Origin of the sequence: Streptomyces sp. NPDC046939 (assembly GCF_040644575.1) — a bacterium.
Classification (GTDB): domain Bacteria; phylum Actinomycetota; class Actinomycetes; order Streptomycetales; family Streptomycetaceae; genus Streptomyces.
In genome coordinates this window covers 163,770-188,459 of record NZ_JBEYWV010000012.1, presented here as the reverse complement: position 1 = coordinate 188,459, position 24,690 = coordinate 163,770, and the positions used below count along the sequence as shown (strand labels likewise).

At 73.3% G+C, this 24,690-nt stretch carries 20 protein-coding genes; 12 read left to right on the top strand and 8 right to left on the bottom strand.

All coding sequences use genetic code 11. The features are described 5' to 3' along the window. The first annotated feature begins 685 nt into the window (after positions 1-685). On the top strand, positions 686-2,266 hold the full coding sequence (guaA, locus tag ABZ877_RS15900; RefSeq protein WP_361070428.1) for a glutamine-hydrolyzing GMP synthase: 1,581 nt from the start codon (positions 686-688) through the stop codon (positions 2,264-2,266). A 59-nt stretch (positions 2,267-2,325) separates the two neighbouring features. Here guaA and ABZ877_RS15895 read toward each other — a convergent pair whose 3' ends face one another. Further along, the gene (locus ABZ877_RS15895) at positions 2,326-2,805 is read right to left on the bottom strand and encodes a pyridoxamine 5'-phosphate oxidase family protein (protein ID WP_361070425.1); all 480 of its coding nucleotides are present in this window, start codon (positions 2,803-2,805) and stop codon (positions 2,326-2,328) included. Between the two features lie 127 nt (positions 2,806-2,932). Between ABZ877_RS15895 and ABZ877_RS15890 the strand changes: the two genes are divergently transcribed. Then, positions 2,933-3,724, top strand: a complete 792-nt coding sequence (locus tag ABZ877_RS15890; RefSeq protein ID WP_361070422.1) for a class II aldolase/adducin family protein — start codon at positions 2,933-2,935, stop codon at positions 3,722-3,724. Positions 3,725-3,740: 16 nt separating this feature from the next. Here the strand turns inward: ABZ877_RS15890 and ABZ877_RS15885 are convergent, their stop codons facing one another. Next, positions 3,741-4,604 carry a DUF4429 domain-containing protein gene (locus ABZ877_RS15885; RefSeq protein ID WP_361070419.1) on the bottom strand — a complete coding sequence of 288 codons (864 nt, stop codon included), beginning with the start codon at positions 4,602-4,604 and terminating at the stop codon, positions 3,741-3,743. A gap of 166 nt (positions 4,605-4,770) precedes the next feature. On the opposite strand from ABZ877_RS15885, the gene ABZ877_RS15880 reads away from it, so the two are divergent. Together ABZ877_RS15880 and ABZ877_RS15875 are read left to right on the top strand one after the other, a co-directional pair. Continuing rightward, entirely contained in the window at positions 4,771-6,048 is a 1,278-nt protein-coding gene (locus tag ABZ877_RS15880; protein ID WP_361070510.1) for a hypothetical protein, read from the top strand. Positions 6,049-6,172: 124 nt separating this feature from the next. Further along, positions 6,173-6,721 (top strand): DoxX family protein, encoded by a 549-nt coding sequence (locus ABZ877_RS15875; protein ID WP_361070416.1) that lies wholly within the window; start codon positions 6,173-6,175, stop codon positions 6,719-6,721. Between the two features lie 533 nt (positions 6,722-7,254). Here the strand turns inward: ABZ877_RS15875 and ABZ877_RS15870 are convergent. Then, the gene (locus ABZ877_RS15870; protein ID WP_361070413.1) at positions 7,255-8,571 is read right to left on the bottom strand and encodes a PspC domain-containing protein; all 1,317 of its coding nucleotides are present in this window, start codon (positions 8,569-8,571) and stop codon (positions 7,255-7,257) included. Positions 8,572-8,734: 163 nt separating this feature from the next. On the opposite strand from ABZ877_RS15870, the gene ABZ877_RS15865 reads away from it, so the two are divergent. Beyond that, a complete protein-coding gene (locus ABZ877_RS15865; RefSeq protein ID WP_361070410.1) occupies positions 8,735-10,039 on the top strand; it encodes a PspC domain-containing protein in 1,305 nt (434 codons plus the stop codon). Beyond that, entirely contained in the window at positions 10,036-10,737 is a 702-nt protein-coding gene (locus tag ABZ877_RS15860) for a response regulator transcription factor (protein WP_361070408.1), read from the top strand. Before ABZ877_RS15865 ends, ABZ877_RS15860 begins: the two co-directional genes overlap by 4 nt. A 50-nt stretch (positions 10,738-10,787) precedes the next feature. Here ABZ877_RS15860 and ABZ877_RS15855 read toward each other — a convergent pair whose 3' ends face one another. Continuing rightward, the gene (locus tag ABZ877_RS15855; protein ID WP_361070405.1) at positions 10,788-11,216 is read right to left on the bottom strand and encodes an ATP-binding protein; all 429 of its coding nucleotides are present in this window, start codon (positions 11,214-11,216) and stop codon (positions 10,788-10,790) included. A 138-nt stretch (positions 11,217-11,354) separates the two neighbouring features. On the opposite strand from ABZ877_RS15855, the gene ABZ877_RS15850 reads away from it, so the two are divergent. From ABZ877_RS15850 to ABZ877_RS15840, 3 genes are all read left to right on the top strand, one after another. Beyond that, on the top strand, positions 11,355-12,161 hold the full coding sequence (locus tag ABZ877_RS15850; RefSeq protein ID WP_361070403.1) for a helix-turn-helix transcriptional regulator: 807 nt from the start codon (positions 11,355-11,357) through the stop codon (positions 12,159-12,161). After that, on the top strand, positions 12,158-12,358 hold the full coding sequence (locus ABZ877_RS15845; RefSeq protein ID WP_361070401.1) for a DUF397 domain-containing protein: 201 nt from the start codon (positions 12,158-12,160) through the stop codon (positions 12,356-12,358). The genes ABZ877_RS15850 and ABZ877_RS15845 overlap by 4 nt, the downstream gene beginning before the upstream one ends. 62 nt (positions 12,359-12,420) lie before the next feature. Further along, positions 12,421-13,821, top strand: a complete 1,401-nt coding sequence (locus ABZ877_RS15840) for a threonine/serine exporter family protein (protein ID WP_361070398.1) — start codon at positions 12,421-12,423, stop codon at positions 13,819-13,821. A 6-nt stretch (positions 13,822-13,827) separates the two neighbouring features. Here the strand turns inward: ABZ877_RS15840 and ABZ877_RS15835 are convergent, their stop codons facing one another. From ABZ877_RS15835 to ABZ877_RS15825, 3 genes are read right to left on the bottom strand one after another with little or no spacing between them, the layout of a single operon-like run. Beyond that, entirely contained in the window at positions 13,828-15,465 is a 1,638-nt protein-coding gene (locus ABZ877_RS15835; RefSeq protein ID WP_361070396.1) for a glycosyltransferase family 2 protein, read from the bottom strand. A gap of 55 nt (positions 15,466-15,520) precedes the next feature. Beyond that, a complete protein-coding gene (locus ABZ877_RS15830) occupies positions 15,521-16,756 on the bottom strand; it encodes a glycosyltransferase 87 family protein (RefSeq protein WP_361070393.1) in 1,236 nt (411 codons plus the stop codon). A gap of 37 nt (positions 16,757-16,793) precedes the next feature. Next, positions 16,794-17,300 carry a MarR family transcriptional regulator gene (locus ABZ877_RS15825; protein ID WP_361070391.1) on the bottom strand — a complete coding sequence of 169 codons (507 nt, stop codon included), beginning with the start codon at positions 17,298-17,300 and terminating at the stop codon, positions 16,794-16,796. Between the two features lie 145 nt (positions 17,301-17,445). Here ABZ877_RS15825 and ABZ877_RS15820 point away from each other — a divergent pair, with 145 nt between their 5' ends. Further along, positions 17,446-17,859: an organic hydroperoxide resistance protein gene (locus tag ABZ877_RS15820; protein ID WP_361070388.1), complete on the top strand. Its 414-nt coding sequence runs from the start codon at positions 17,446-17,448 to the stop codon at positions 17,857-17,859. A gap of 6 nt (positions 17,860-17,865) precedes the next feature. Here the strand turns inward: ABZ877_RS15820 and ABZ877_RS15815 are convergent, their stop codons facing one another. Next, entirely contained in the window at positions 17,866-21,468 is a 3,603-nt protein-coding gene (locus tag ABZ877_RS15815; protein WP_361070385.1) for a CDP-glycerol glycerophosphotransferase family protein, read from the bottom strand. 133 nt (positions 21,469-21,601) lie between these two features. Here ABZ877_RS15815 and ABZ877_RS15810 point away from each other — a divergent pair, with 133 nt between their 5' ends. Together ABZ877_RS15810 and ABZ877_RS15805 are read left to right on the top strand one after the other, a co-directional pair. Continuing rightward, entirely contained in the window at positions 21,602-23,500 is a 1,899-nt protein-coding gene (locus ABZ877_RS15810; protein ID WP_361070382.1) for a hypothetical protein, read from the top strand. Further along, complete coding sequence (locus tag ABZ877_RS15805; protein ID WP_361070379.1) at positions 23,497-24,648, top strand: acyltransferase; 1,152 nt, start codon at positions 23,497-23,499, stop codon at positions 24,646-24,648. Before ABZ877_RS15810 ends, ABZ877_RS15805 begins: the two co-directional genes overlap by 4 nt. The last annotated feature ends 42 nt before the right edge of the window (positions 24,649-24,690 follow it).

Sequence of the window (24,690 nt, the reverse complement as noted above, 5' to 3'; positions counted from 1 at the left end):
CGACTCGCACTGTGGTTGAGACCAATCGGGCGAGAAGGGGTTGCTCCCTGTGACGCGTATCACACGTATAGACACATGTGCCACGCTCCGTCGCAAATGTGGCGGGATTCATGCGGTTGCCGTACAACCTTTTGACCGACTTCTGATCGTTATCGACAACGTGCAGGCAGAGGGCACGGCGAAGGGCCCCGCGGGACGGATCCGCGGGGCCCTTCGGCATCGGCTCCGACGTCAGGGCAGCGTCGTTGCCGCGGAGCGGCGCCGGGGGGTCGCGCCGCCGGCTCTGTGGGGGACAGGGGACGTGGGTGAAGGAGGCTTCGGGGGGTGTGGGAGGGGTTCAGGAGGCCGACCGGCCCCGGGCGTCCCCGGGACCGGCCGTTCTCTTGGGTGACCGGGCTGCTGTCCCCTGCCGTCCGGTCACTGCACCGGAGCGAGGTCCCACGACGTACGGCATGACCGTGACGTCTCATCGCTCCAGCAAAGCCACGCGTGGTTCGACTGGCCCGCCCCTGGCTGACACGGACACCGGGACCAACGAAGCCCGCCGCGTCCGGGTCACGCGCCGTACGGGTGAGTGCCGCACCGAACTGGGGTCCGGGGCGGGCCCCCGTGACCTCAGGGGCAACTGGGCCGAACCGTTAGAATCGACGGTACGACCCCCGCACAAGCCGCCGGAAGGCAACCCGTGTCATCAGCGACTTCCGCTGCCGCCGCCCCCGACACCGTCCTGGTCGTCGACTTCGGTGCGCAGTACGCCCAGCTCATCGCCCGCCGCGTCCGTGAGGCCCGGGTCTACAGCGAGATCGTGCCGAGCACCATGCCCGTCGCGGAGATGCTCGCCAAGAACCCGGCGGCCATCGTCCTCTCCGGCGGCCCGTCCTCGGTCTACGCGGAGGGCGCCCCGCGCCTGGACCGCGAGCTCTTCGAGGCCGGTGTCCCCGTCTTCGGCATGTGCTACGGCTTCCAGCTGATGGCGACGACCCTCGGCGGCACCGTCGACAACACCGGCGCCCGCGAGTACGGCCGCACCCCGCTCGCCGTCACCAAGACCGACTCCACGCTGTTCGAGGGCACCCCCGCCGAGCAGCCCGTGTGGATGTCCCACGGCGACGCCTGCTCGGCCGCGCCCGAGGGCTTCACCGTGACGGCCTCCACGGACGTCGTGCCCGTCGCCGCGTTCGAGAACGACGAGAAGAAGCTGTACGGGGTCCAGTACCACCCCGAGGTCATGCACTCCACGCACGGCCAGCAGGTCCTGGAGCACTTCCTGTACCGGGGCGCGGGCCTCAAGCCCACCTGGACCACGGGCAACGTGATCGAGGAGCAGGTCGCCGCGATCCGCGAGCAGGTCGGCGACAAGCGCGCCATCTGCGGTCTGTCCGGCGGCGTCGACTCCGCGGTCGCCGCGGCCCTGGTCCAGAAGGCCATCGGCTCCCAGCTGACCTGCGTCTATGTCGACCACGGCCTGATGCGCAAGGGCGAGACCGAGCAGGTCGAGAAGGACTTCGTCGCCGCGACCGGCGCGAACCTCAAGGTCGTCGACGCCAGCGACCGCTTCCTGAAGGCGCTCGCCGGGGTCTCCGACCCCGAGGAGAAGCGCAAGATCATCGGCCGCGAGTTCATCCGCGTCTTCGAGCAGGCCCAGCTGGAGATCCTCCAGGAGGACGGCCCCGAGGTCGCCTTCCTCGTGCAGGGCACGCTCTACCCGGACGTCGTCGAGTCCGGCGGCGGCACCGGCACCGCCAACATCAAGTCCCACCACAATGTGGGCGGGCTCCCCGACGACATCGAGTTCGAGCTCGTCGAGCCGCTGCGCCAGCTCTTCAAGGACGAGGTCCGCGCCGTCGGCGCCGAGCTGGGCCTGCCCGAGGAGATCGTCCAGCGCCAGCCGTTCCCCGGCCCCGGCCTCGGCATCCGCATCGTCGGCGAGGTCACCAAGGAGCGCCTCGACCTGCTCCGCGAGGCCGACGCCATCGCCCGCGAGGAGCTGACCGCCGCCGGTCTCGACCGCGACATCTGGCAGTGCCCGGTCGTGCTGCTCGCCGACGTCCGCTCCGTCGGCGTCCAGGGCGACGGCCGCACCTACGGCCACCCGATCGTGCTGCGCCCCGTCTCCTCCGAGGACGCCATGACGGCGGACTGGACCCGGATGCCGTACGAGGTGCTCGCGAAGATCTCCACGCGCATCACCAACGAGGTCAAGGACGTCAACCGCGTCGTCCTCGACGTCACGAGCAAGCCGCCGGGGACCATCGAGTGGGAGTAGTCCCCACGCCGGTACGTCACTGAAGGCGCCGCTCACCCCCGGGTGGGCGGCGCCTTCGGTCATTTCCGCCGCAGCGTCCGCACCGCCTCGCCCGGCGTCCACACCTGCGCCACCAGCCACGTGTCGTCCTCGATGAAGACCCGGGTCACCTCGGTGAGCTCCGTGCGGAAGAGGTGGAAGTCGTCCGGGTCGGGGACCTGGACCTGGCCGGTGTAGCGGGCGAGGGTCGCCGGGTCCTCGACGAGGAGGGCGCGGCCGCTGACGCGTACGTCACCGCCGCCCATCGTCGTGCCCTCGCCCGGGTTGGCCTGGAGGGCGAAGCGCGGGTCGCGCAGCAGGTCCCTGGCCTTGAGCGAGCCGGGCATCATGCCGAGCCACAACTCGCCGTCGAGGAAGCGGACTTCGAGCCCCGTGGTGCGGGGCGAGCCGTCCTTGCGCAGGGTCGCGAGGACGTGGTGCGTGTGGAGGGTGAAGCGGTCCTCGACGGTTTTGGCGAGGTCCGGTGCGGCGGCGGTGAAGGCGCCCCAGTTCGACGTCATACGTCGAGCCTGACGCGAAAACCCGACACCTCCTGTCGGGTTTTCGGGCGAATTCCGGAACACCCGGCGCACTCTCTTCACAGCCGGGGCCTGTCGCCCCGCGAGGCGCCCGGGTACCTTCCGCTCCATGTCGACGCCCAGCCCCGCCCCGATACCCACCGACCAGCTGCACTTCGCCATGCCGCCCGTGCACACCGACCCCGCCGACGAGCGCCGCCACCGCAAGGAGCGGCTCGCGGGCGCGCTGCGGAACTTCGGACGGCTCGGGTACGAGGACGGGGTGTCGGGCCACATCACCGCCCGGGACCCCGAGTTCGAGGACTGCTACTGGGTGAACCCGTTCGGGATGCCGTTCCGCCACATCACCGTCGGCGACCTCGTACTCGCCAACGGGGACGGGCAGGTCGTCGAGGGCCGCCACCACGTCAACCAGGCCGCGTTCACCGTCCACGCCGAGGTGCACCGGGCCCGGCCCGACCTCGTCGCCGTGGCGCACTGCCACTCCACGTACGGACGCGCCCTCGCCGCGCTCGGCGAGCTGATCGAACCGATCACCCAGGAGGCGTGCGCCTTCTACGAGGACCACGCGCTGCTCGACGAGTACACGGGCGTCTCCGTGGACGCGGGCGAGGGCAAGCGGATCGCGGTCGCGCTCGGCTCGTTCAAGGCGCTGATCCTGCGCAACCACGGGCTGCTCACCGTCGGGGACTCGGTGGACGCGGCGGCCTGGTGGTTCATCGCCCTGGAACGCTGCTGCCAGGTGCAGCTCACGGCACGGGCCGCCGGACGCCCCGTGCTCATCGACCGGCTCCAGGCGGTGGCGACCCGCGACCGGACGGGCGGCGACCTCGTGGCGTGGATCAACTACCAGTCGATGTGGCAGGACATCACGCGCAGCGAGCCGGAGCTGCTGTCATAGCCCCCTGCCTGGCCGGTCAGCGGAAGTCGCGGAGCACGACCTGCTTCGTCCGCGTGAACTCGGCGTCGGTGAGCACGCCCTGCCGGTGCAGCTCGCCCAACTCCCGCAACCGCCGCAGCAGTACGTCGTGGTCGGTGTGGCGCGACGTCGGCAGGGCGGGGGTGCCGGGCGGCGCCGACGGGTGCGGCAGCCGGGCCGTGACCGCCGCCGCGACGAGGGCGGTCAGCAGGTCCTTGCGCGCGTTGCCCCACAGATCGAGGGCGTACGGGTCCTTCTCCGGCGGCAGCTTCGCGTACGGGGAGCCCTTCAGGACGAAGCGCAGCACCCCGTCCTCGTAGCCGGAGTTCGGGACCCAGTCGACGCCGTCCAGGTCGTCCAGGGGGATGACGCGCGGTCCCGTCACCCGCTTCACCCGGTCCGAGGTGTCGCTCCAGTCGATCCGGACACGGCTGCCGTCGAAGGAGACCATGCCGTCGCTGGAGCGTACGGAGACGGGCACGGCGGGCCCCGGTACGAGATACGTGTCGGCGGGCCCGTCCGGCAATTGCTCCAGGAGCAGCGCCTGCCGGATCTCCTCCGCGATGTACTCGGCGACGCCCGAGCGGTCCGCGTCCACCGCGAGCCGGTAGGGGTCCGCCGTGTCCGGAAGCCGGCCCCCGGTGGCCTGAAGCAGCGGGTCGGCGGCCTCGCGCAGGGTCAGGCGGAGCCGGCCGCGCTTGCGCTCGGGTTCGTAGGCGACCCCGGAGACGGCCGTGAGCGGCACGCTGATCTCGCCGTACGTCTGCCGCAACAGGGCCACGCTGCGGTGCAGACCTGGGGTGATGCGGATGGTGCTGCCGTCGAAGGCCCAGGTTCCGTCACGCTGGATGATCTCGGCCATACGGAAATTCTCGCAGCGGCGTCAACATGCCGGTCAATGCGGACGAAAGACGTTCACCCCATGGGGGCAGCCCCGTGCGCCGGAGCGCGCGCCGCGTACGGCACAATTCCCAGTCTGAGCGCGGAAGTTGACGGACGACACAAGGCTTGAGGGCGGGGGCGTCGCGGTGGCGATGCGGGAAGCACGGCAGGGCGGGGCGGCGGGCACGCACGAGGGCGGGTGCACGTGCGGGGACTGCCCGCACGGCGCGCGCGAAGGACACCGCAGGGCGGTCGCCGCGTTCCTCGCGCGCCGGGACGAACTGGCGTCCGGTAGCGGCCTGCCGTCCGCCGTCGCGCACTCCGCCGGAGCCTCCCGCCAGTGGATCTCCGACGAGCTGACCCAGTCCGCCCAGACGGTCGCCGAACGCGGCCGGGCCGAGGGCGCGGCGTGGCGCGCGCGCCTGCTGCCGCGCAGCCTGTACGTGATCTGGGGCGGAGTGCTCCTCCTCCTGCTCGTGCAGGCGCTCACCGCGGTCGGCGCGGGCTGGAGCACGGCGCGCACGGCGGGCCTCGTCGCGGCGGTGGCCGTCGGCGCGCTGCTGAGCGGCGCCGCCGCCCTGCACCGGGCACGCGGCGGGGTCCTCGCGCCCGTCATCGGGGAGGACAACCGGCTGTCGACGTCACGGGCGGTGGCGGGCGGCGTGGTGGTCCTTGTGGTGTACGCGGTCCTCGTCCTCGCTGGTCAGCTGGCGCTGGCGGCGGAGGAGCGGGCGCGGGAGGACCTGATCGAGGGGCTCGGGCTGGCGCGCGGGGCCGGGCTGCTGACCGTGCTCGCGGTGGTCTGCGCGGTCGCGGTCCTCGTGCGCCGGGTCGTCGGCCTGCGGGTGCTCGGCCAGCGGCTGCAGAAAGTGCCCGCGATCCGGCCCCGCGCCGCCGACCTCCTCACCGACGACTCCGGGCGCGGAAGCTTCACCGACACGCAGTACGTCGCCGTCTCCGCCGCCGCGCTCGTATGGGCAGCCGCCCGGCTCGCCCGCCGCCCCGACCAACTGCCCGACCTGCCGTGGGGCCTCGCCGTCCTGGTCGCGGTCTCGGCCGCCACGTACCTCTGCGGCAAGTACGCCGAGGGCGGGCGCCCCGTCGTCCTCTCCGTCGTGCGCGCCCGCGAGGCCGGCGACCTCGACGGGCCGATCCGCACCGGCGAGGACATCGAGATCCGCGGCGCCGGATTCGTACCGCCCGGGGCCGGATCGGCCGACCAGTTGGCGCGGGTCGCCGTCCGCATCGGCACCGTCCACGTCCACGTACCGCTGGTGCCCGTGCCGGGCGGCTTCACCAACCCGGCCGACGGGCTCCTCACCGTGCCCGTGCCGGTGGACGTCGAACCCGGACGGGTGGAGGTGCAGGTGATCACGGCGGCCGGGGTCGAGACCAACCGCTGCGTGATCGACGTCGTCGACTGACCGGGCCGATCCGCTGCCTCACCGAACTACCGGCCCGTTCGCGGATGAGCCGGGGCGTCCTCCCGTCCGTATGGTCGGGTACAGGCACGGCATCAGGTGTGACGCGAGAGGCGGCGGAGCGGCGATGGCGCACGGCATGCGAACGGACCCGCACAGTGGCTACGGCCGGGACAGCGGGGGAGGCAACGGTCGGGGCGGCTGGCGGGGCACCGCCCAGCGGTACGCGCTGCTGCCGCTGCGGATCTTCCTCGGGGTCACGTTCATCTACGCGGGGCTGGACAAGCTCACGGACGCGGGGTTCTTCCAGGCGAGCGGGGCCGGATCCATCGGCGAACAGATGAGCAACATCCGCGATGTCTCCGCCCTCCCCGAACTCGTCGACCTGGCGCTCAAGTCGCCCGCGGGGTTCGGCTACGCGATCGCCTTCGGCGAACTGGCGGTCGGGGTCGGGACGCTGCTCGGGGTGCTCGGGCGTCTTGCGGCGGCCGGGGGTGCGGTGATCTCCCTGAGTCTGTGGCTGACGGTGAGCTGGGCGGTGAAGCCCTACTACCTGGGCAACGATCTGGCCTACCTGATGGCGTGGCTGCCACTTGTTCTGGGCGGGGCGGGGGTTTGGTCAGTGGACGCGTGGTGGGCCGGGCGGCGCCACCGGTTCCGTCCCGGGCGCGGGTGAGGTGGTGACCGCTCGCGCAGTTCGTGCGGGTGCCGTCGTGGCTGGTCGCGCAGTTCCCCGCGCCCCTGGGGAGGCGGCTGCGCCGCCGTCCCTCTTGGGTGCGTTGTCGAGTGCGCCTGGCGTCGTGGCCGCTCGCGCAGTTCCCCGCGCCCCTGAAGCATGCGGCTGCGCCGCAGCCCCATGAGATGGCGCACGCAGTGCGCATCTCAGGGGCGCGGGGAACTGCGCGACCAGCCACCACCACGCCCGCACTCGACAACGCTCCCAGCAGGGGTCCGGGGAACGTCGGAGGGCGAGGGGTGCTGGGGGCAGGCCCCGGTCAACCTTTCGGCGCCGGTTCGGAGGGTGCCGGGCGGTGGCGGAGCCTGAGCGCTTGGGTCACCGTCCCGACCACCCCCGCCACCCCCAACCCCCCACAAACCAGCGGAATCCCCACGAACCAGGGCGCCTCCCACGCCCCGCCCGCATCGCCGAAGTACACGAGCGCCGTAGCCAGCAGGGTGAGTCCCGCGAGCAGGCGCCCGGGGTGGAAGTCATGCCGCACGGGACACCTCCGCCTGTCCGAGTCCGACCTCGACGTGGATGTCGAGGACACCGTCACCATCGGCGCCGCGACCCGGCGTCGGGTTCAGGGTGAGTGTTTTCTCGATGCCGGGGCGGACGTCGACGTCGTTGCGCTGGTCGCCGGGCAGTTGGACGTCCCCGACCCCCACTTCGATGCGCAGCCGCACCGTCTCGTCCCGGGGCAGCACGATCTTGGCCTGGCCCGCGCCGACCTCCAGGTGGGTGGTGAGCGTACGGCCGTCGGCGACGTCGACGCCGGAAAGGTCGAGGGTGCCGACGCCGGACCCGAGTTCGTACTGCGGCCTCAGTTGGGTCGCGTCGGCGGGCGCCCAGTGCGTCCGGGCCCATTCGGTGCTGATGTTGGCGGGCAGCGCGGCGGAGGCGACGAGCAGCCCGGCCGTGACGAGCGCCCAGAAGACGGACCCCGCTCCGGTCCGCCCCCGGAACGCGCTGACCGTGATGCCGAGCCCGAACACTCCGAGCGCACAGGCGAGCCCGGTCTGCAGGCTGGGGCCGAGCGGCCGGGAGTCCCACGACGCGGCGGCCCCGGCGGCCCCGGCGACGAGGGCGGTCAGGAAGGTGATCCCTCCGATCCCGCGTGGCCGAGCCACGGCCCCAGCGGGCCGCCCGGCGACCGGCCCGCCGCGCCCGTCGGGTTTCCCGGGCCCGGCGGCGTCCACGCTGTCCGGCGGCCCCCAGATGTATCCGGTGCCGCCGACGTACGTACCGTCCTTGACGATCGGGTCCCGCCACCACGACGGCGCGGGCGAGACGGGCGGCGCCTGTGCCTCGGGCGGCGCGTCGGCGACCGCCTGCGCGGCGACGGGGTCGGGGTCGGCGGTGCGGCGCTGCTGGGACCAGTAGCCGGCGCCCGCGAGGAGCAGGGCGAGGACGACGGCGAAGGTGAACGCCCCGATGTTGTTGAGCATCGACAGGAAGACGCCGCAGCCGAGCAGTGCCGTGACGATGGCGGCGAGCCCGGGGCCGTCGACGCGGCCGGTGAGGAGTTTGCGGAACTCGTTCTCGTCCTCGTCGTCGTAGGGCACGAACAGCCAGGCGAAACCGTAGAAGAGCAGGCCGACGCCGCCGGTCACGGAGAGCACGGCGAGCCCGATCCGGAAGATCACCGGGTCCATGTCGCAGTGCCGGCCCAGGCCCGCGCAGACGCCGCCCAGCGTCTTGTATCGCCGGTCGCGGCGGAAGCGCCGCAGCGGGGCCGGGGCGGTGTCCTTCTCCGTGGTGTCCTGGTCGGCGGTGGGCACCGCGCCGTGAGGCTGCTCGGTCATACGTCCATGGTGACGGGCCCGCACGGACGGCGGCAGTCGGGACAACCCTGGCCGGACCCTGAGATCGCCCCTGAGACCGGTCCTCGTACGGGCGGCGGGATCAGGGGCGTATCGGGGGCGGACCCTGATGACCCCCACGCTTCCGGCGTGTGACGATCGGGGCATGCAGGAAGCAGCGACCGCCACCCGCGCCGAGCGGCCCGGGGACGCCCGGGACCCGGGGCCGCCCCGCAAGCTCTACCGCAGCGGTGACGGCCGCTGGCTCGGCGGTGTCGCGCGGGGCCTCGCCGGCCACCTCGGCCTGCCGGTGGTCTGGGTGCGCCTGGTCTTCGCGGGCCTGTTCATGGCGGACGGTCTGGGTGCCCTGCTGTACGCCGCGTTCTGGTTCTTCGTGCCGCTGGGTGTCGGGGGCGTGGGCACCGACCGGCCCTCCGTGCTGACCACCGAGACCGCCCCCGACGGGCGCCGCAAGCTGGTGGCGCGCCGCCCCGACCGGGGGCAGATCCTCGCCCTGCTGCTCATGGTCGTCGTCGCGATGATCTTCGTGCAGAACGTCAACCTCACCGGCAACACCAAGGCGTACCTGGTTCCCGCCGTCCTCGTCGGCGCGGGCGTCGCCCTCGTCTGGCGCCAGGCGGACAACGCGCGCCGGGCCCGCTGGGCCGAGGTCGGCCGCCGCAAGCGCACCCTGAACCTGGCCCGCGCGGCGGCCGGTGTCGTCCTCGTCGGCGCGGGCGTGACCGGCATCTTCGTCACCCAGGGCGCCACCGAGCACCTGGGCTCCATCCTCCAGGCGGCGCTCGCCGTCCTGGTCGGCATCGCGCTCCTCGCCGGGCCCTACCTGATCCGCATGACGCAGGACCTCTCGGAGGAGCGCCTCATGCGCATCCGCGCCCAGGAGCGCGCCGAGGTCGCCGCGCACGTCCACGACTCGGTCCTGCACACCCTGACCCTGATCCAGCGCAACGCGGACAGCCCCGCCGAGGTGCGCCGCCTCGCCCGCGCCCAGGAGCGCGACCTGCGGGCCTGGCTGTACAAGCCGGCCGCCGCCGAGAACCCGCGGGAGCCGGAGACGGTCGCGGAGGCCGTCAAGCGCCATGCCGCCGAGGTCGAGGACAAGCACGGGGTGCCGCTGGAGGTCGTGGTCGTCGGCGACTGCCCGCTCGACGAGGCGCTGAGCGCACAGATGCAGGCCGCGAGGGAAGCGATGGTGAACGCGGCCAAGTACGGTGGCGAGGGCGGGGCGGTCCAGGTGTACGCGGAGGTCGAGGGGGACGAGGTCTTCGTGTCCGTCCGCGACCGGGGGCCCGGCTTCGACCTGGACTCGGTCCCCGCCGACCGCATGGGCGTAAGAGAATCGATCATCGGCCGGATGGAGCGCAACGGCGGGACGGCCCGGCTGCGGGCGGTGCCGGACGGCGGCACGGAGGTCGAACTGACCATGAAGAGGGCGGAGAAGACGTCATGACCGAACCGACGGCACCGATCGAGGAGACCGGCCCTGGGCGCCACGTGCGCGTCGTCCTCGTCGACGACCACCGCATGTTCCGTACGGGGGTCCAGGCGGAGATCGGCCGTACGGAGTCGACGGGCGTCGAGGTCGTCGGCGAGGCGGCCGACGTCGACCAGGCGGTCACGGTGATCACGGCGACGCGCCCCGAGGTGGTGCTCCTCGACGTCCACCTGCCGGGCGGCGGCGGTGTCGAAGTGCTGCGCCGCTGCGCCGCCCTGATGGCCGACGCCGACGACCCGGTCCGCTTCCTCGCCCTCTCGGTGTCGGACGCGGCGGAGGACGTGATCGGCGTGATCCGCGGCGGGGCGCGCGGCTACGTCACCAAGACGATCACCGGCATGGACCTGGTCGACTCGATCTTCCGCGTGCAGGAGGGCGACGCGGTGTTCTCCCCGCGCCTCGCGGGCTTCGTCCTGGACGCCTTCGCCTCCACGGACGCGCCCCCGGTCGACGAGGACCTGGACCGCCTCACCCAGCGCGAGCGCGAGGTCCTGCGCCTCATCGCGCGCGGCTACGCCTACAAGGAGATCGCCAAGCAGCTGTTCATCTCGGTGAAGACGGTCGAGTCCCATGTGTCGGCGGTCCTGAGGAAGCTCCAGCTCTCCAACCGGCACGAGCTGACGCGGTGGGCGACGGCGCGACGCCTGGTGTGACCGTCCGGGCCGCCCGGGTGGTGACCGCGAGCCGTTCGCGCCTGGGATCCCTACCTTGGCGGCGTCAGCCGCACGTCGAACCACATGATCTTGCCCGCGCCACCTTCGCGCCCCTCCGCACCCCAGGCTTCCGCCAACATCGCCACCAGGGCCAGCCCCCGCCCCGACTCCTCCTCCACGGACACCTCGCGCGGGGCCGGAAGCGTGTCGCTCGCGTCCGTCACCATCACCCGGAGCCGGCCCCGCGTCAGGATCGCTCGGGCCCGGATCTCTTGGCCGACCGGGGTCTTCGCGTGGCGGTAGGCGTTTGTCATCAGCTCGCTGAGCAGGAGTTCGGCCGTGTCCGTGATCTCCTGAGGCAGCGCCCATGAGCCCGCCTGCTCCCGGAACAGCAACCGTGCCCGGCCCACGCTTCGCGCATGACGCGGCAGGCGCCACTCGATGTCCTGCGGGAGCTTCGTCGTCGGCTTCGTCTGCATGCGACGTTCATTCCTTGCGTGGGAGGTTCCGCGTTTGCCGAGTTCACCGTCGCGTCCCGTGCGTAGTCTCGGAAGTGACTGCCTGCGTACGGTGCGTAGCCGTACCCGGCGAGTACGTGCGGTCTGACGGAGGTACGCATGTTGACGGAGGCGAATCTCGCCTGGCGGTACTGCGGCAACCAGATCAAGCTCTGGCGTGAGCAGGCGGGCGTGACCCGTGAGGCGCTGGTCGCGGAGAGCGGCTACGGCCTGGAGTACGTCAAGTCCATGGAGAACGGGCGGCGCAAGCCCACGGGGCGGCTCCTCCTGATCGCCGACCAGATGTGTGGGGCGGGCGGGAAGCTCGTCGCGGCGCGCGAGTTCTTGAAGCCCGAAGCGCACCCGCAGCGGTCGCAGGAGTTCATGGCTCTGGAGAAGGACGCCGTCGCCATCGGCTCGTACGAACCGCTGCTCGTCCCCGGCCTGTTGCAGACAGAGAAGTACATGCGAACGCTGATCAGCGAGAGCTGTCCGCTGCTTGCTGATGAGGTCGTGGAGCAACGGGTGGCAGGGCGCCTCAAGCGGCAGGAGGCGTTGATCGAGCGTACGACCGTCATGTTCAGCTACGTGCTCTACGAGGCGACGCTGCGCACGCTGGTCGGTGGCCGCGACACTATGAAGGAGCAGTGTCAACGGCTGCTGGCATGTCAGCAGTTGCGTAACGTCATGATCCAGGTCCTGCCGTTCGGGCGGGCGTGTGGCGTTGCACTCAATGGGCCCGTCACGTTGTTGGAGACGGCTGATCACGAGCATTACGCCTTCGCGGAAGGGCAGAAGACCAGCGCCCTCTACGCCGACGGAGACAAGGCCAGTGAACTCAGCCGGGTCCATGGCATGATCCGCATGCACGCCCTCAGCCCCGAGGATTCGTCGGAGTTCATCAGAAAGGTGGCCGAAGAGCTGTGAACTCACGCCCGATATGGTTCAAGTCCAGCTACAGCGACAGTGAAGGCAGTAACTGCCTCGAAGCCGCCCTGGACTGGCGCGAGCCCACCCCCCGTGCCATCCACATCCGCGACTCGAAGCTCGGCCCCCAAGGTCCGACCTTCACCGCCGCCGCGCCCGCATGGAACGCCTTCCTGGCGCACGCCCGCACCGCCTGAGTTCCGAGCGTCGAAACCCGAGCTCGGCCGTATGGGTGGAATGTCCGTTACGCTCGATTCATATGCGTGTGAGGAACGACACCCCCACCCTGCCCGCCCCCTGGCTCGCGCGGGCCCTGCCCCGCCTGCGCGGGCTCGAACCGCTGAGCAGTTACGGATACGGCGGGGAGTTGCTGCACGACGACGGGCGTGCGGACATGCAGGCGTACGGGGCCCGCGTCGCCGATCTGGCGGTGCGGGTCGGTGAGGCCCTGCTGTCGTACGGGGCGTCCGCCGAGGAGGCCGTCGCCGGAATCCTGGTGACCGCCGAGACGTACGGGCTGAGCTACTGCGAGCCGGACGTCACGCTCGGGTCCGTGTCGCTGTCCGCGTACGCGCCCGGGGAGCTGACCCCCTTGCACGCCACCCGGCACGTGCGGCGCCACTCCACCGACTTCCGTGCCCTCGGGAACCTGCAGGCCCTCGTGGGGCGGATCAGCGGGCACACGCTGACGCTCGACGAGGCCCGCGCCGAGGCCGGGCGGATACTCGACGCCCCCGCTCCCGTCGGAGGGCGGCGCTGGGCGCGCTGGCGGGTGCCGGTGCAGACCGGGCTCGTGGCGGCCGGGGGCGGGCCGGTCTTCGGCGGCGGGCCGCTCACCTCCCTGTGCTCGTTCGTCGCCGGGGTGCTGGGCGGGCTGCTCAACGGGTGGCTGGAGCGCAACGGCGTCCCCGCGTTCTACCGGTACGCCGTCGCCGCGATGCCCGCCGCGATCATGGCCCTCGGCGTCAGCCGGTTCGTGCCCGCCTTCGCCGTCCAGGCCCTCGTGGTGGCCGGGGTGCTCGGGCTGCTGCCCACCGTCACCTTCGTCAGCGCCGTGCAGGACGCTCTCGCCGGGCACTATCTGACGGCGCTCGGACGGCTGGCCGACGCGCTGCTCGTCTTCGCCGCCGTCGTGACCGGCGTCGTCGCCGTGCTCGGGGTCGGGCACCTGGTCGGGCTCGGCGTGCCGATCGTGCCGTCCGTACGGCGCTCCGACCGTCTCGGGGCGCCGGGCGCCGGGGCCGTCGTCTTCGCGGTCGCCGTGGCGGCACGGGCCCGTACCCCGGCGCGGGACTGGCTGCCCGCGGCGGTGCTCGGGCTCGCCGGGTTCGTCGTCTCCGTGGAGTTCGAGGTGCTCGGGTTCTCGTCCCTGGTGGGGACCGCGCTGGTGGCGACCGCCGTCGGAGGCGCCGGGCACTTCGTCGCGCGGCGGCGGCGCGAGTCGGCCCTGCCGCTGGTCGTGCCGGGGATCGCGCCGCTGCTGCCGGGCGGGGTCCTGTACGCGTCCCTCGGGGCGCTCGCCTCCGGCCGGACCACGTCGGGCATCGCCGGGATGGTCAACGTGGCGGCGGTGACGCTGGCGCTCGCGGTCGGGGTCGGGCTCGCGGGCGAGGTGGGTCAGTTGATCAGGCGGCTCCGGCTGCGGTCGCGGGCCGTTTAGCGCCGGTCAGCGCAGCAGGCGCGCGACCCGTCGGCGGACCACCGACACGACCCCCCGCACCCCCGCCGCCGTCCGCAGCGCCAGTGCGCCCGAGTGCGTGGCGTAGGGCTGGGCCAGGAGGACGCCGTGGCGGCGGCTCGGGACGGCGGTGCGGCGGAGCAGGCCGGGGCCGTGGGCGGCGTGGGGTGTGGTGTCGCGGTGGGTGCCGTCGACGAAGGTCAGGCGGAGGCGGATGTCGCAGGTGCCGGGGCGGCCGAGCGCCGAGAGGTCGAGCGTCGTCGACGCCGTCCACGTCCGGCCGTCCGGTTCGTCGTCCGTGCCGTACCGCGAGAAGGGCGCCGTTCTGCGCTGGACCACCGTGCCGCCCTTGCGCTCCACCAGTTCCACCCGCGCCTCGCGCGGCCCCGCGTCCGCCACCCGTCCGTACAGCTCGTGCAGCCGGAGCGTGAGGCGGGTGGAGCGGACGCCGGGGCGGAGTGCGCCGTCGACCGCCACGGGGAGCAGGTGCATCGGGCGGTGCAGGACGTGTTCCAGGGTGAGCTGCGGCAGGTCGGGGGACCAGACGGGCGTGCCGTCGGGGGCCCGCGCGTACGGCGGGAGCAGCCGTGCCGGGCGCGCCGCCAGCTCCTTCAGGCGGGGCAGGTCGCGGGGTGCCGGGGAGGCCAGGATCAGACGCCCGACGAGACGGCCGGGCGCCGGGGCCGCGTCGAAGTCGGCGGTGTCGAAGGTCTCCAGGTAGGCGCGGGTGCGGGTCCACCACTCGGCGCGGTACTCGGGCCCGCGCAGGTCGAGTTCGCGCGCGTACATCCGCAGGGAGTGGTCGAGGAACGCGGAGCGGGATGCGCGGGCGAGCCGTTTGCGGGAGGCGTCGAGGAGGAGGGCGACGGACTGGCGGTGGGCGTCGAGGCGGGCCTGCCAGTTGTCGACGGAGGCGCGGTCGAGGGAGAGGGAGAGCTTCCCGGCGGCGCGGCGCACGTGCCAGACGTAGACCCGGTCGGGGACGAGGGCCATGCGCGGGGCGGCGGCGAGGACGCGCGCCCCGAACACGAAGTCCTCGTAGACGAACCGGCCGTCGGGGAAGCGGATGGCGTGCGCGCGCAGGAAGTCGGCGCGGTAGAGCTTGTTGACGCAGAGGGTGTCGCGGACCAGGCGCGGGCGCTGCTCGGGGGTGTCGAGCACCCGCTCCTTCGCGTACAGCTCGGGCTGCCAGGGGACCTCGCGGCCCGAGGGGAGTTCGCGGCGTACGCACAGTCCGGCGGTGACCTGCGCGCCGTGCCGTCCCGCCGCGTCGAGCAGCGCGTCCACCGCGCCCGGCGGGAGCACGTCGTCGCTGTCGAGGAACATGACGTACGAGGAGGTGGCGCGGGCCAGTCCGTCGTTGCGAGGGGTGCCGCAGCCGCCGCTGTTGGTCTCCCGGTGCACCACGGTGAGCCGGGGCTCGTGGGCGGCGAGGCCGTCGAGCAGGGCGCCGCTGCCGTCCGTGGAGCAGTCGTCGACCGCGATCACCTCCCGGACGGCCGGCCCCTGCGCGAGCGCGGAGCGCACCGCGTCGGCGACATGGGCGACGTCGTCGTAACCGATCACGACGACCGTGACGGTCGGGGCAGGGGGCGGGGTCGGGTCTGCGGGGTCCACGGGATTCACAGGGGGAATCCTACGTGTTTGGGCTAATTGTCCGATTAAGCGAAACGCTTACTGACTAAGAGAAACGCCTGCCCGCCGTGGCCCTCCACAGGGCGCGGAACGAGATCCACGCCCCGGCGACGAGGAGCGCGTTCCGCAGCGTCATCACCGCGACCCCCGTCCACGTCCCGGCCATCACGTCCCCGTAGAGCACCGGGTACGCGAGGCCGCTCAGCGCCGCCGCCGCCAGCACGAGCAGCGCGACCGGCCGCTGGGTCGTGCGGCGCGAGGTGAGGCAGACCGCCGCCAGGCCCAGCAGCCAGACCAGGTACTGCGGGCTGATCACACGGCTGACCACGGTGAACAGCAGCACCGCGCAGAGCGCCGCGTCGTACGGGGTCGCCTCCGTGTGGCGCCGCGCCCGCACCCGCCACCACAGCAGCACCGCGAACGCCGCCGCCGTCAGTACGAGCGAGGCCGTCGCCACCCCGTCCACCCACGGGCCGACGTACTCCATCGCCCCGTACCGGTAGCGGACCCGGCCCGGCCAGCCCGCGAGGCGGGCGAGCGCGAGCACCGTCCCGCCCAGCGACTCGATCTGCACGCCGCGCCCGCCCTGCTCGTGCAGGAAGGACAGCGGGGCGCGGAAGACCAGCGCCAGGAACAGCAGCATCGCCGTCGCGGCACCGAGCGCCGTGCCCCAGACCTGGCGCGCCGTCCGGCCCGGCTCCACGCCGAGCAGCGCCAGCGCGGGCCACACCTTCACCAGGGCGCCGAGCGCCGCGAGCGCGCCGGTGAGGCGGGGGGAGCGGCCGAGGGCGAGCAGGGCGAGGACGGCGAGGGCGGTGACCTCGACGTCGTAGCGGGCGAGCGGCACGTGAAGGAGCAGCGGCAGACCGGCCGTCCACAGCCAGGCGCCGCGCGGGTCGCGGTCGCCGCGCGAGAGGACGTAGGTGACGAGCGCGTCCGCGGCGAGGGTGAGGGCGACGAACGCCTGGAAGTAGGTGAGCCCGGGCAGCAGCCCCGGCGCGAGGAGCAGCGGGCCCGCGCCCGGCGGGTACTGCCACAGCGGGTCGCCGGTCGGGAACGTGCCCTGGGCGAGCGTCGCGCTCCAGTGCGCGTACCGGGCGTGCACCTCGTGGGCGACGCCGCCCACGCCCAGCGGATACGTGCCGTCGAGGGCGAGCAGCGCGAGCATGGCCGCGCGGGTCAGCGCCCAGACGACGGGGAGTGCGGTGCGGGAGGGGCGGACCCAGGTGTCGTGGACCGGGTCCAGGGCCGTCAGGCGGTCCCGGCTCATGTCGATTGTCACGCCATGGGAGCGTATGTCCACAAACGCTCCGGAACGGTCAGCCCAGCGCCGCCGTGTCCAGCGCCGCCGAGTCCAGCGCCTCCGTCAGACGGTTCAGGCGGCGGCGCAGATCCTCGATCTCCGCCAGCTCGAAGCCGGTGGCCCGCGCGATGCTGCGCGGGACCTCGGCCGCGCGCGCCTTCAGGGCGGCGCCCGCGTCCGTGAGGGTCACGTTGACCGAACGCTCGTCGCGCGCGCTGCGCTCCCGCCGCACCAGGCCATTGGCCTCCAGGCGCTTCAGCAGCGGCGACAGCGTGCCCGAGTCGAGTCGCAGGCGCTCGCCGAGCCGCTTGACCGGGACCGCCGCGTTCTCCTCCCAGAGGACCAGCATCACCAGGTACTGCGGGTAGGTGAGGTCGAGGTCCTTGAGCAGCGTGCGGTAGACGCCGCCGAAGGCGCGGGACGCCGCGTTCAGCGAGAAGCAGATCTGCGCGTCGAGCCGGAGGAGGTTCTCGGAGAGGTTCTCGGGAAGCTCCTCGGCTGCGGCGGGGCGGGAATCGGTCATGCGATCAAGCCTAACCGAACGGACGGTTTTGGTTGTGCACAACTGAATTGCGTGCCATAGTTATGGCTGTACGCGGAGCCCGCCCCCGGCGGGTCTCCGGCCCGCTTTCCGGCGCTTCCGGCGCCCTTCCGACCAAGGAGCCCTCATGGACGCCCTCTACACCGCCGTCGCCACCGCCACCCACGGCCGTGACGGCCGCGCCGTCACCTCCGACGGCCTCATCGACCTCAAGCTCGGCGTCCCCGCCGAGATGGGCGGCAACGGCCAGGGCTCGAACCCGGAGCAGCTCTTCGCCGCCGGATACGCGGCCTGCTTCGGCAGCGCGCTCGGGCTCGTCGGCCGCAACGCCAAGGTGGACGTCTCCGACGCCGCCGTCACCGCCGAGGTCACCATCGGCAAGCAGGGCGAGGGCTTCGGCCTCGCGGTCGTGCTCCGGGTCGAGCTGCCCGACTCGGTCGACGAGGAGACGGGCCGCAAGCTCGTCGAGCAGGCCCATCAGGTGTGCCCGTACTCCAACGCCACTCGCGGCAACATCGACGTCGACCTCGTCATCGAGTAACCACCGTCACCGCAGCAGCCGCTCCACCACCCGCGCCGCCGCGCCGCCGTCGTCCAGGTCGCAGTAGGCGGCGCGGAACGCCTCGTACGCCGCCGCGTGCTGGGGCGCCAGCGTGTCCAGCTCCCGCAGCGCCTTGACCACCTCGTCGGTCGAGGACAGGAGCGGGCCCGGCGCGTGCTCCTCGAAGTCGAGGTAGAAGCCGCGCACCGTGTCCCGGTAGTGGGCCAGGTCGTAGGTGTGGAACAGCATCGGGCGGCCCGTGTGCGCGAAGTCGAACATCAGGGACGAGTAGTCCGTCACCAGGACATCCGCCAGGAGCAGCAGCTCCGCCGCGCTCGGATAGCCCGTGACGTCCCGGACGAACGGGGCCCGCGCCCCCGTCAGACGGCCCGTCACCTGGGGGTGCTTGCGGACGAGGAGGACGTGGTCGCCGGCGAGTTCGCGCTCGGCGGCGGCGAAGTCGAACGCGGGCTCGTGGCGGAAGCGGCCCGGGGCGTGCGCCAGGTGGTCGCGGTAGGTCGGCGCGTACAGCACGATCCGCTTGCCCGGGTCGATGGCGAGGTCGCGGCGCAGCCCTTCGGCCCGTTCGCGGCGGGCGTCCGGCGCGGCGAACAGGATGTCGTTGCGCGGGGAGCCCGCCGGGAGGACCTCACCCTCGTGGCCGAGGGCGCGGGACAGGTGCGGGGCCGACCAGCGGGACGGGGCGACCAGGACGTTCCACTGGCGGGAGAGGTGAGGCAGCCGCGCCAGATGGTCGTGGTCGGCGTAGAGGGTGTCGGTGAGGTCCGCGCCGATCCGCTTGAGCGGGGCGCCGTCCCACGTCTGGACGACGGTCTGACCCTCGCGGCGCTCGAAGAAGTCGGGGAGCTGGTGGGCGGTGACGATGCGGCGGCACCGGGCCAGGGCCGCGTACCACTCGGCCGAGTACTCCTCGACGCCGCGCGCCGCCGGGGGCACGTGGGTACGGCCGTCCCGGGTCACCCACAGGTGCTCGACGGCGACACCCCGCCGCACCAGCTCGGCGTGCACGGCGCGCGGCGAGTCCCCGTCGACGTACAGCACCGCGTCCTGGAGGGGGAGCTGCCGCTGGGCCGGGTAGTGGACGGTGCGCAGCCGGTGCCGGCGGTACGCCCCACGCTCACCGGGCGACAGAACGGACCCCACCTCGACGAGCAGCCGGTCCCCGTACCGCCGATCGAGGGTGCAGTCCCGTGCGGCTGCGGGCAGCGGACGCCCGGCGGTCTCCCCTTGCGGCGACGAATCTTCCCCGGCACCCGGAACCGGGCCTGTGACCGTGGCATCGCCTGCATGGGCGGCCGGGCCCGCAGCCGCGCCCGCGTCCAGCGCCGCCTTCCTGCGATGCCGTGGCAGGACCATGCCCAGGGAGGCCAGAACCCGTACCGGGACCCCGTTCCCGTGGCGGTCGTCCGCTTCTCGTAGGTGGGCGTACCAGTGCCCCTCCCACAGGGCCGAGGGGTCGACCCTCGCGCGGAAGCGGTCCTGTGCGTGTTCGGTGGGGGCGGCGATCTCCTCGTGGGTGGTGCTGTGCCGCAGGACCAGTTCCGGGCGGTGCCAGGCGGCGGCGCTCGCCGTGCCCGCGACGACGAACGAGCCGTCCTCCGTCCACTCCGCGAGGTCGGCGACGGGCTGCCGGGTCAGTTCGACGACGAGCCGGCCCTGGTCGTCGGCGGTGGCGCACAGCTCGCGCCCGTCGTGGGTGCGGTAGCGGCCGGGCGGCAGGTCGAGCGTCGCCGCCACCGACCGCGTCTTGCCGTCGGGGAGCCGGAAGACGACCTGCCAGCGGTCGCCGTGCGGCGGCTCGACCCCCTTGGGCGCGCGGTGCGGCGGCTCGGGCACCGCCGCGAGCCGGTCGAGCGGCACCCGGACGAGGAAACGGCCGCCCGCGCACGTCACCGGGAGGTCGTAGGTGGTGCCGGAGTGCTGGTGCGTCAGGCGCAGGGAGCGCGGCTCGATGCCGTTCAGGAGGCGGCCGGTGAGCACCATGGCGCCGTCCTCGGCGCGGTGGTCGTCGGCGAGCGCCGCGTACGCCACCACCTTCAGGACGAGCCGCCCGTCGATGTGGCCGAGGACGAGCCGGGTGCCGTCGGCGAGGTCGCGGACGAGGTGCTGCCGCGTCGAGTCGTCGCGCGTGCGCAGCGCGGCACGGCGCAGTTGCCCGTGCCCGGCGAGGACGATGCCGAGGTGCCAGGTGCCGGGCTGCCAACGCCCCTTCACCTTCAGCCTCGCCGGGTCGATCGTCATGGTGAACCCGGAGTGGTCGTAGTCGTGCAGCTCCTGCCCGGAGTCCACGGTGGCCGACGGGTCGGCGACGGTCCGGGTCGGGACCACGCGCACCTGCGCGCGGTTGCCCTCGGCCCGGAGCAGCCCCGTGCGCACGGTCTGCCCGGACCGCCCGGCCGGCAGGTTCCGCACGTACGCGTACCCGGTGACGCGCAGCTTCCCGTCCGTGTCCCACGCCGTCTCGCGCACCCGCGCCACCACGGGCAGTTCCCGCTTGTCGACGCGCAGGAGCCGGTCGGGCAGCCCGGTGAGGCCGGGGTAGACGGCGCCGCGCCGCAGCGCGCCGCGGACCTGGAAGGCGGTGCCGTTGCGCCGCTCGAAGGAGAGCAGCCGTACGAGGTCGTCGACGCGGCCCTCGCGGACGAGATGCCACTTCACGCGCAGGGGGAGGGGGAGTTCGTCGGCCACCGCGGGATCGGCGCGGCTCAGGAAGTCGGCGGTGCCCTCGCAGAGCGCCCGCCGGTACGCGGGCCCGCCCGTCGGCAGTGCGTCGAGGAAGGGCGCGAAGTCGTCGCGCAGGCAGGAAGTGTCGTACGTGCGCTTCAGCTCGGGCCGGTCGGCGAAGCTCTCGGCGAGGAAGCGGCTGACGTGGTCGCAGGCCGCGATCCGGTCCCGTACGCCTCGCACGTCGGTGCGGCGCCGGGCGAGGGAGCCCTCACGGACCCGCCAGTAGTGGACATGGCCGTCGAGCACGTCGACGGACTCGGCGAGGAAGTGCGCCGGGATCATGACGGGCGTGTCCTCGTGGATCCTGCCCTCGGGGAACGTGAAGCGGTGGCGGTCCCAGAACGCGCGCCGGAACACCTTGTTCCCGGCCGCCCGGTCGCAGAGGAGCCCCACGTCACGGGTGATGTGGGTGCGCTCGCGGCGCCGGGTCAACCACGCGTACTGCGGGGCCTGTTGGCGGCCGTGCTCGGTCAGATGCCACACGTTGCCGGTCACGAAGTCGGAGCCGGTGCGCTCCAGGCTCGCGACCATCCGCTCGTACGCGTCGTGCGGCACGACGTCGTCGCCGTCGACGAACGTGAGGAACTCGGAGCCGGGACCGAGTGCGCGCACACCGGTGTTGCGGGCGGCGCTCGGTCCGGCGTTGTCCTGGCGGACATAACGGAAGCGGGGGTCGCGGTCGGCGAAGGCACGGGCGATGCGCGGGCTGTCGTCCGTGGACCCGTCGTCGACGAGGACGACCTCCAGGTCGGTGAGGGTCTGGGCGGCGATCGACTCCAGGCACTCGGTCAAGTGGTCCGCGACGTCGAAGACGGTGACGACGACGCTGAGACGGGGGCGGCGGCCAGGCTTGTGTGACATTCGCCTTATGTGCCCGATCAGTGCACCTATGACAACTGTTTCGCCGTCGCTCGCCCATCTGGGCCAACCCCGCCGGTCACCCGGGCGGTCCAGCGCTCGTGACCCGCCCGGGCGCGCCGGTGTTGGTCCCTGGATGAAAATCCTCAACCGCCCCTTCGCGCCACCCCGCCCGGCCGTCCCCGGCGCCCGCCGCCCCGCCGCACCGCCCGGCACCCGGTCCCGTACATGGGCGGCGTGGGCCGTCCCCCTCGCCGTGCTCGGCGGCACCGCGCTCGTCGCGGTGCGCGCCGCCGCGCTCGGGCAGTGGATCGTGGACGACGCCGCCGTCACCTTCGCCTACGCGCGCAGCGTCGGCGAAGGGCTCGGACCGGTGCAGCAGGCGGGCGCCGCGCCCGTCGAGGGGTACTCCGACCCGGCGTGGCTCGCGCTGCTCCTCTTTGGGCGGGCGCTCGGGCTGTTCGACCACGGCGCGTGGTTCGGGGTGAGCGACCTCGCGCTGTTCCCGAAGGGCCTCGCGCTCCTGTGCGTCGCGGGGACGCTGGCGTGCGTCGGGGGAGCGGCGCGGGTGGCGCTGCCCGCGCGGGCGTGGCTCGTCGTGCTCGGCACGGGCGGGCTGCTCGCCGCGAACGAGTCGTACGTCGTGTGGTGCTTCTCGGGCCTGGAGAACTCCCTGTACGGGCTGGCCGCGGCGGCCCTCGCGCCGCTGCTCGTACGGGCCGTCGTCGCCCGGGGCGCCGCCGCGACCGGCGTGGCCTGCGGCGCCGGGGCCGTCGCCCTCCTCGCCGCGCTGACCCGCCCCGACGGGGCCGTGCTCGCCGCCGCCTACCCGCTGACCGTGCTGCTGTCGCGGCGCCGGGGCGCCGTGCGGGCGGCGCTGCTCAGCGTCGGGGTGTTCGCGGCCGGGTACGGCGGGTTCCTGCTGTGGCGGCACGCGGAGTTCGGCCGGTGGGTGCCGAACACGGCGGTGGCGAAGTCGCAGGGGGCGCCGTCGCTCGCGGAGCTGTCGAAGGCGGGGGACCTGCTCACGTACGCGGGCTGGCCGGTGGTCCTGCTCGGCGCGGCCTGCGCGGGGGTCGTCCTCGGCCGGCGCGGTCCGGCCCGCCGGGTGGTCGCCGTCCTGTCCGTGCCGCTCGTCCTCACCCTCCTCGCGTACGGGGCGCTGGCCCGGGACTGGATGCCGCTGCACCGGTTCGCCACCCCGGTGTGGGTGCTCGGCTCGGCCGTCACCGCGCTCGCCGTCACCGCCGTGGCGCACGGGGCCCGGCCCCGGGTGCGGGCGCTGCTGTGCTGCGCCATGGCGGGCGCCCTCGGGCTCTCCCTCGCCGGGCAGGCCGCGCGCGGCGCCGGGTTCCGGCGCGAGCCGACGCTCTCCATGTGCTGGGTCGCCGACCGCTACGGCCGCACCTTCGACGCCTACGCGGACCGGCTCACTCTGCGCCCCGGCGCCACCGTCGCCCTGCCCGACCTCGGCGGCACGCTCCTCACCAGCCGCCTCCGCGTCCTCGACCTGGCGGGCCTGACGGACCGGACGATCGCCGACGCGTACGCCGCCCACGACAAAGCGGCGCTGACCCGCCACGTCCTGGCCGAGGTCCGCCCCGCCCTGGTCCACACCCATGGCCCGTGGACCCCCAAGACGGGCCTGACGCCCGCCCGCCTCAGAGCGGCGGGGTACGCGCCGCTGTACCGGGAGGGCGACGGCGGCGACTACGTCCGCACCTCCGCGGTCCCGGCGGGCGCGCCCCGCATCGCGCAGGTACGGACCTGGGCGACCCCGCACCTGAACCGCCTGAACCGGCAGAAGCACGAGGAACGAGGCCACTTGGGCGGCTGCGGGGCCCGCCTCGTCCCGGACGGCCGGGCGAACCCGGGGGCCCGCTCCGGGCGGGCCACCGCCCCCACCGCCCTCCCGGCCCCGTCCCCGCCGCGTCCCGCCCCCGGCCCACGTCCGTCCCACGCCCGCCCCATCCCCCTCGCCAGCCCCCGTCCGGCCGCGCCTGTCGTGCCTGTTGTTCTGGGAGTTCGTTCATGACCACCGCGTTGCTTCCCGCCCAGCCCGCTGCCGCGTCCAGGCGGAGGCGGTCCCTGTCGGACGGGCGGCTCGACTCGCTGACGGGGTTGCGGTTCCTCGCCGCGTTCGCCGTGTTCGCGCATCACTTCACCGGGGCGAGCCCGACCGGAGGGGTCGCGCAGGCGCCCGCGTTGTTCCCGTACACGACGATGGGCGTCAACGGCGTCGGGTTCTTCTTCGTCCTGTCCGGGTTCCTGCTCGCCTGGGGCCACCGCTCGGGGACGCGGGCCCGGGAGTTCTACCGGCGGCGCGCGGGCCGCATCCTGCCGCTGCACCTGGCGGCGACCGTGCCGTGCGTCTGGGTGTTCCACGTGTGGGGCGGTGTCCCGTGGGACCTGCCGAGCTTCGTGGCGTCGCTGGTGCTCGTGCAGACCTGGTTCCCGGACGTCGTCCCGATGTTCCCGGGCAACGGCGTCTCCTGGACGCTCAGCGTCGAGGCGTTCTTCTACCTCCTGTTCCCGTTCGTCGTCCGGGGCGCCTACCGGCTGCGCACCCGCACGCTGCTCACTCTCGCCGGGACGGGCCTCGTCGCGATGTGGGGCGTCAACTGGTGGGCCGCGCTGCACCTTTCGCCGTCCCGGTGCGAGTGGCTGATGCGGCTCCCCGTGACCCGGCTCCCCGAGTTCGCGCTCGGCCTCGCGCTCGCCCTCGCCGTGGGCCGGGGCCTGCGCGTCCCGCTGCGGCCCGGCGTCCTGGCCGCCGCTTTCGCCGCGTACACCGTCGTCTACGTCCACCGGGGCGCCTGGTGCCCGGAGCCCGTCGCCGCGCAACTGCACTGGACCGTACGGCCGGTGGTCGCGCTCTTCTCCGTCGCCGTCATCGTCGCCTACGTGCAGCGCGAGCGCGCCGGGCGGCGCGGCTGGCTCTGCACGCCCGTCATGGTGCGGCTCGGCGCGTGGTCGTACGCCTTCTACCTGCTGCACCAGACCGTCAACCGGCTGATCCTCGACCACTGGGGCCGCACCCCGCCCACCAACCTGTCGGTGTTCACGCTGCTCGGCGTCGCCACGGTCGTCGTGGCCCTGTCCTGGGCCGCGTACACCTACGTCGAGGAGCCCGCCCGGCGCTGGTGGGCCGGGCGGGCAACCACGGAGAGCGACCGCCGTTGACCTAGCGTGACATTTGTGGGTATTTACGCGTATTGTCCCGGG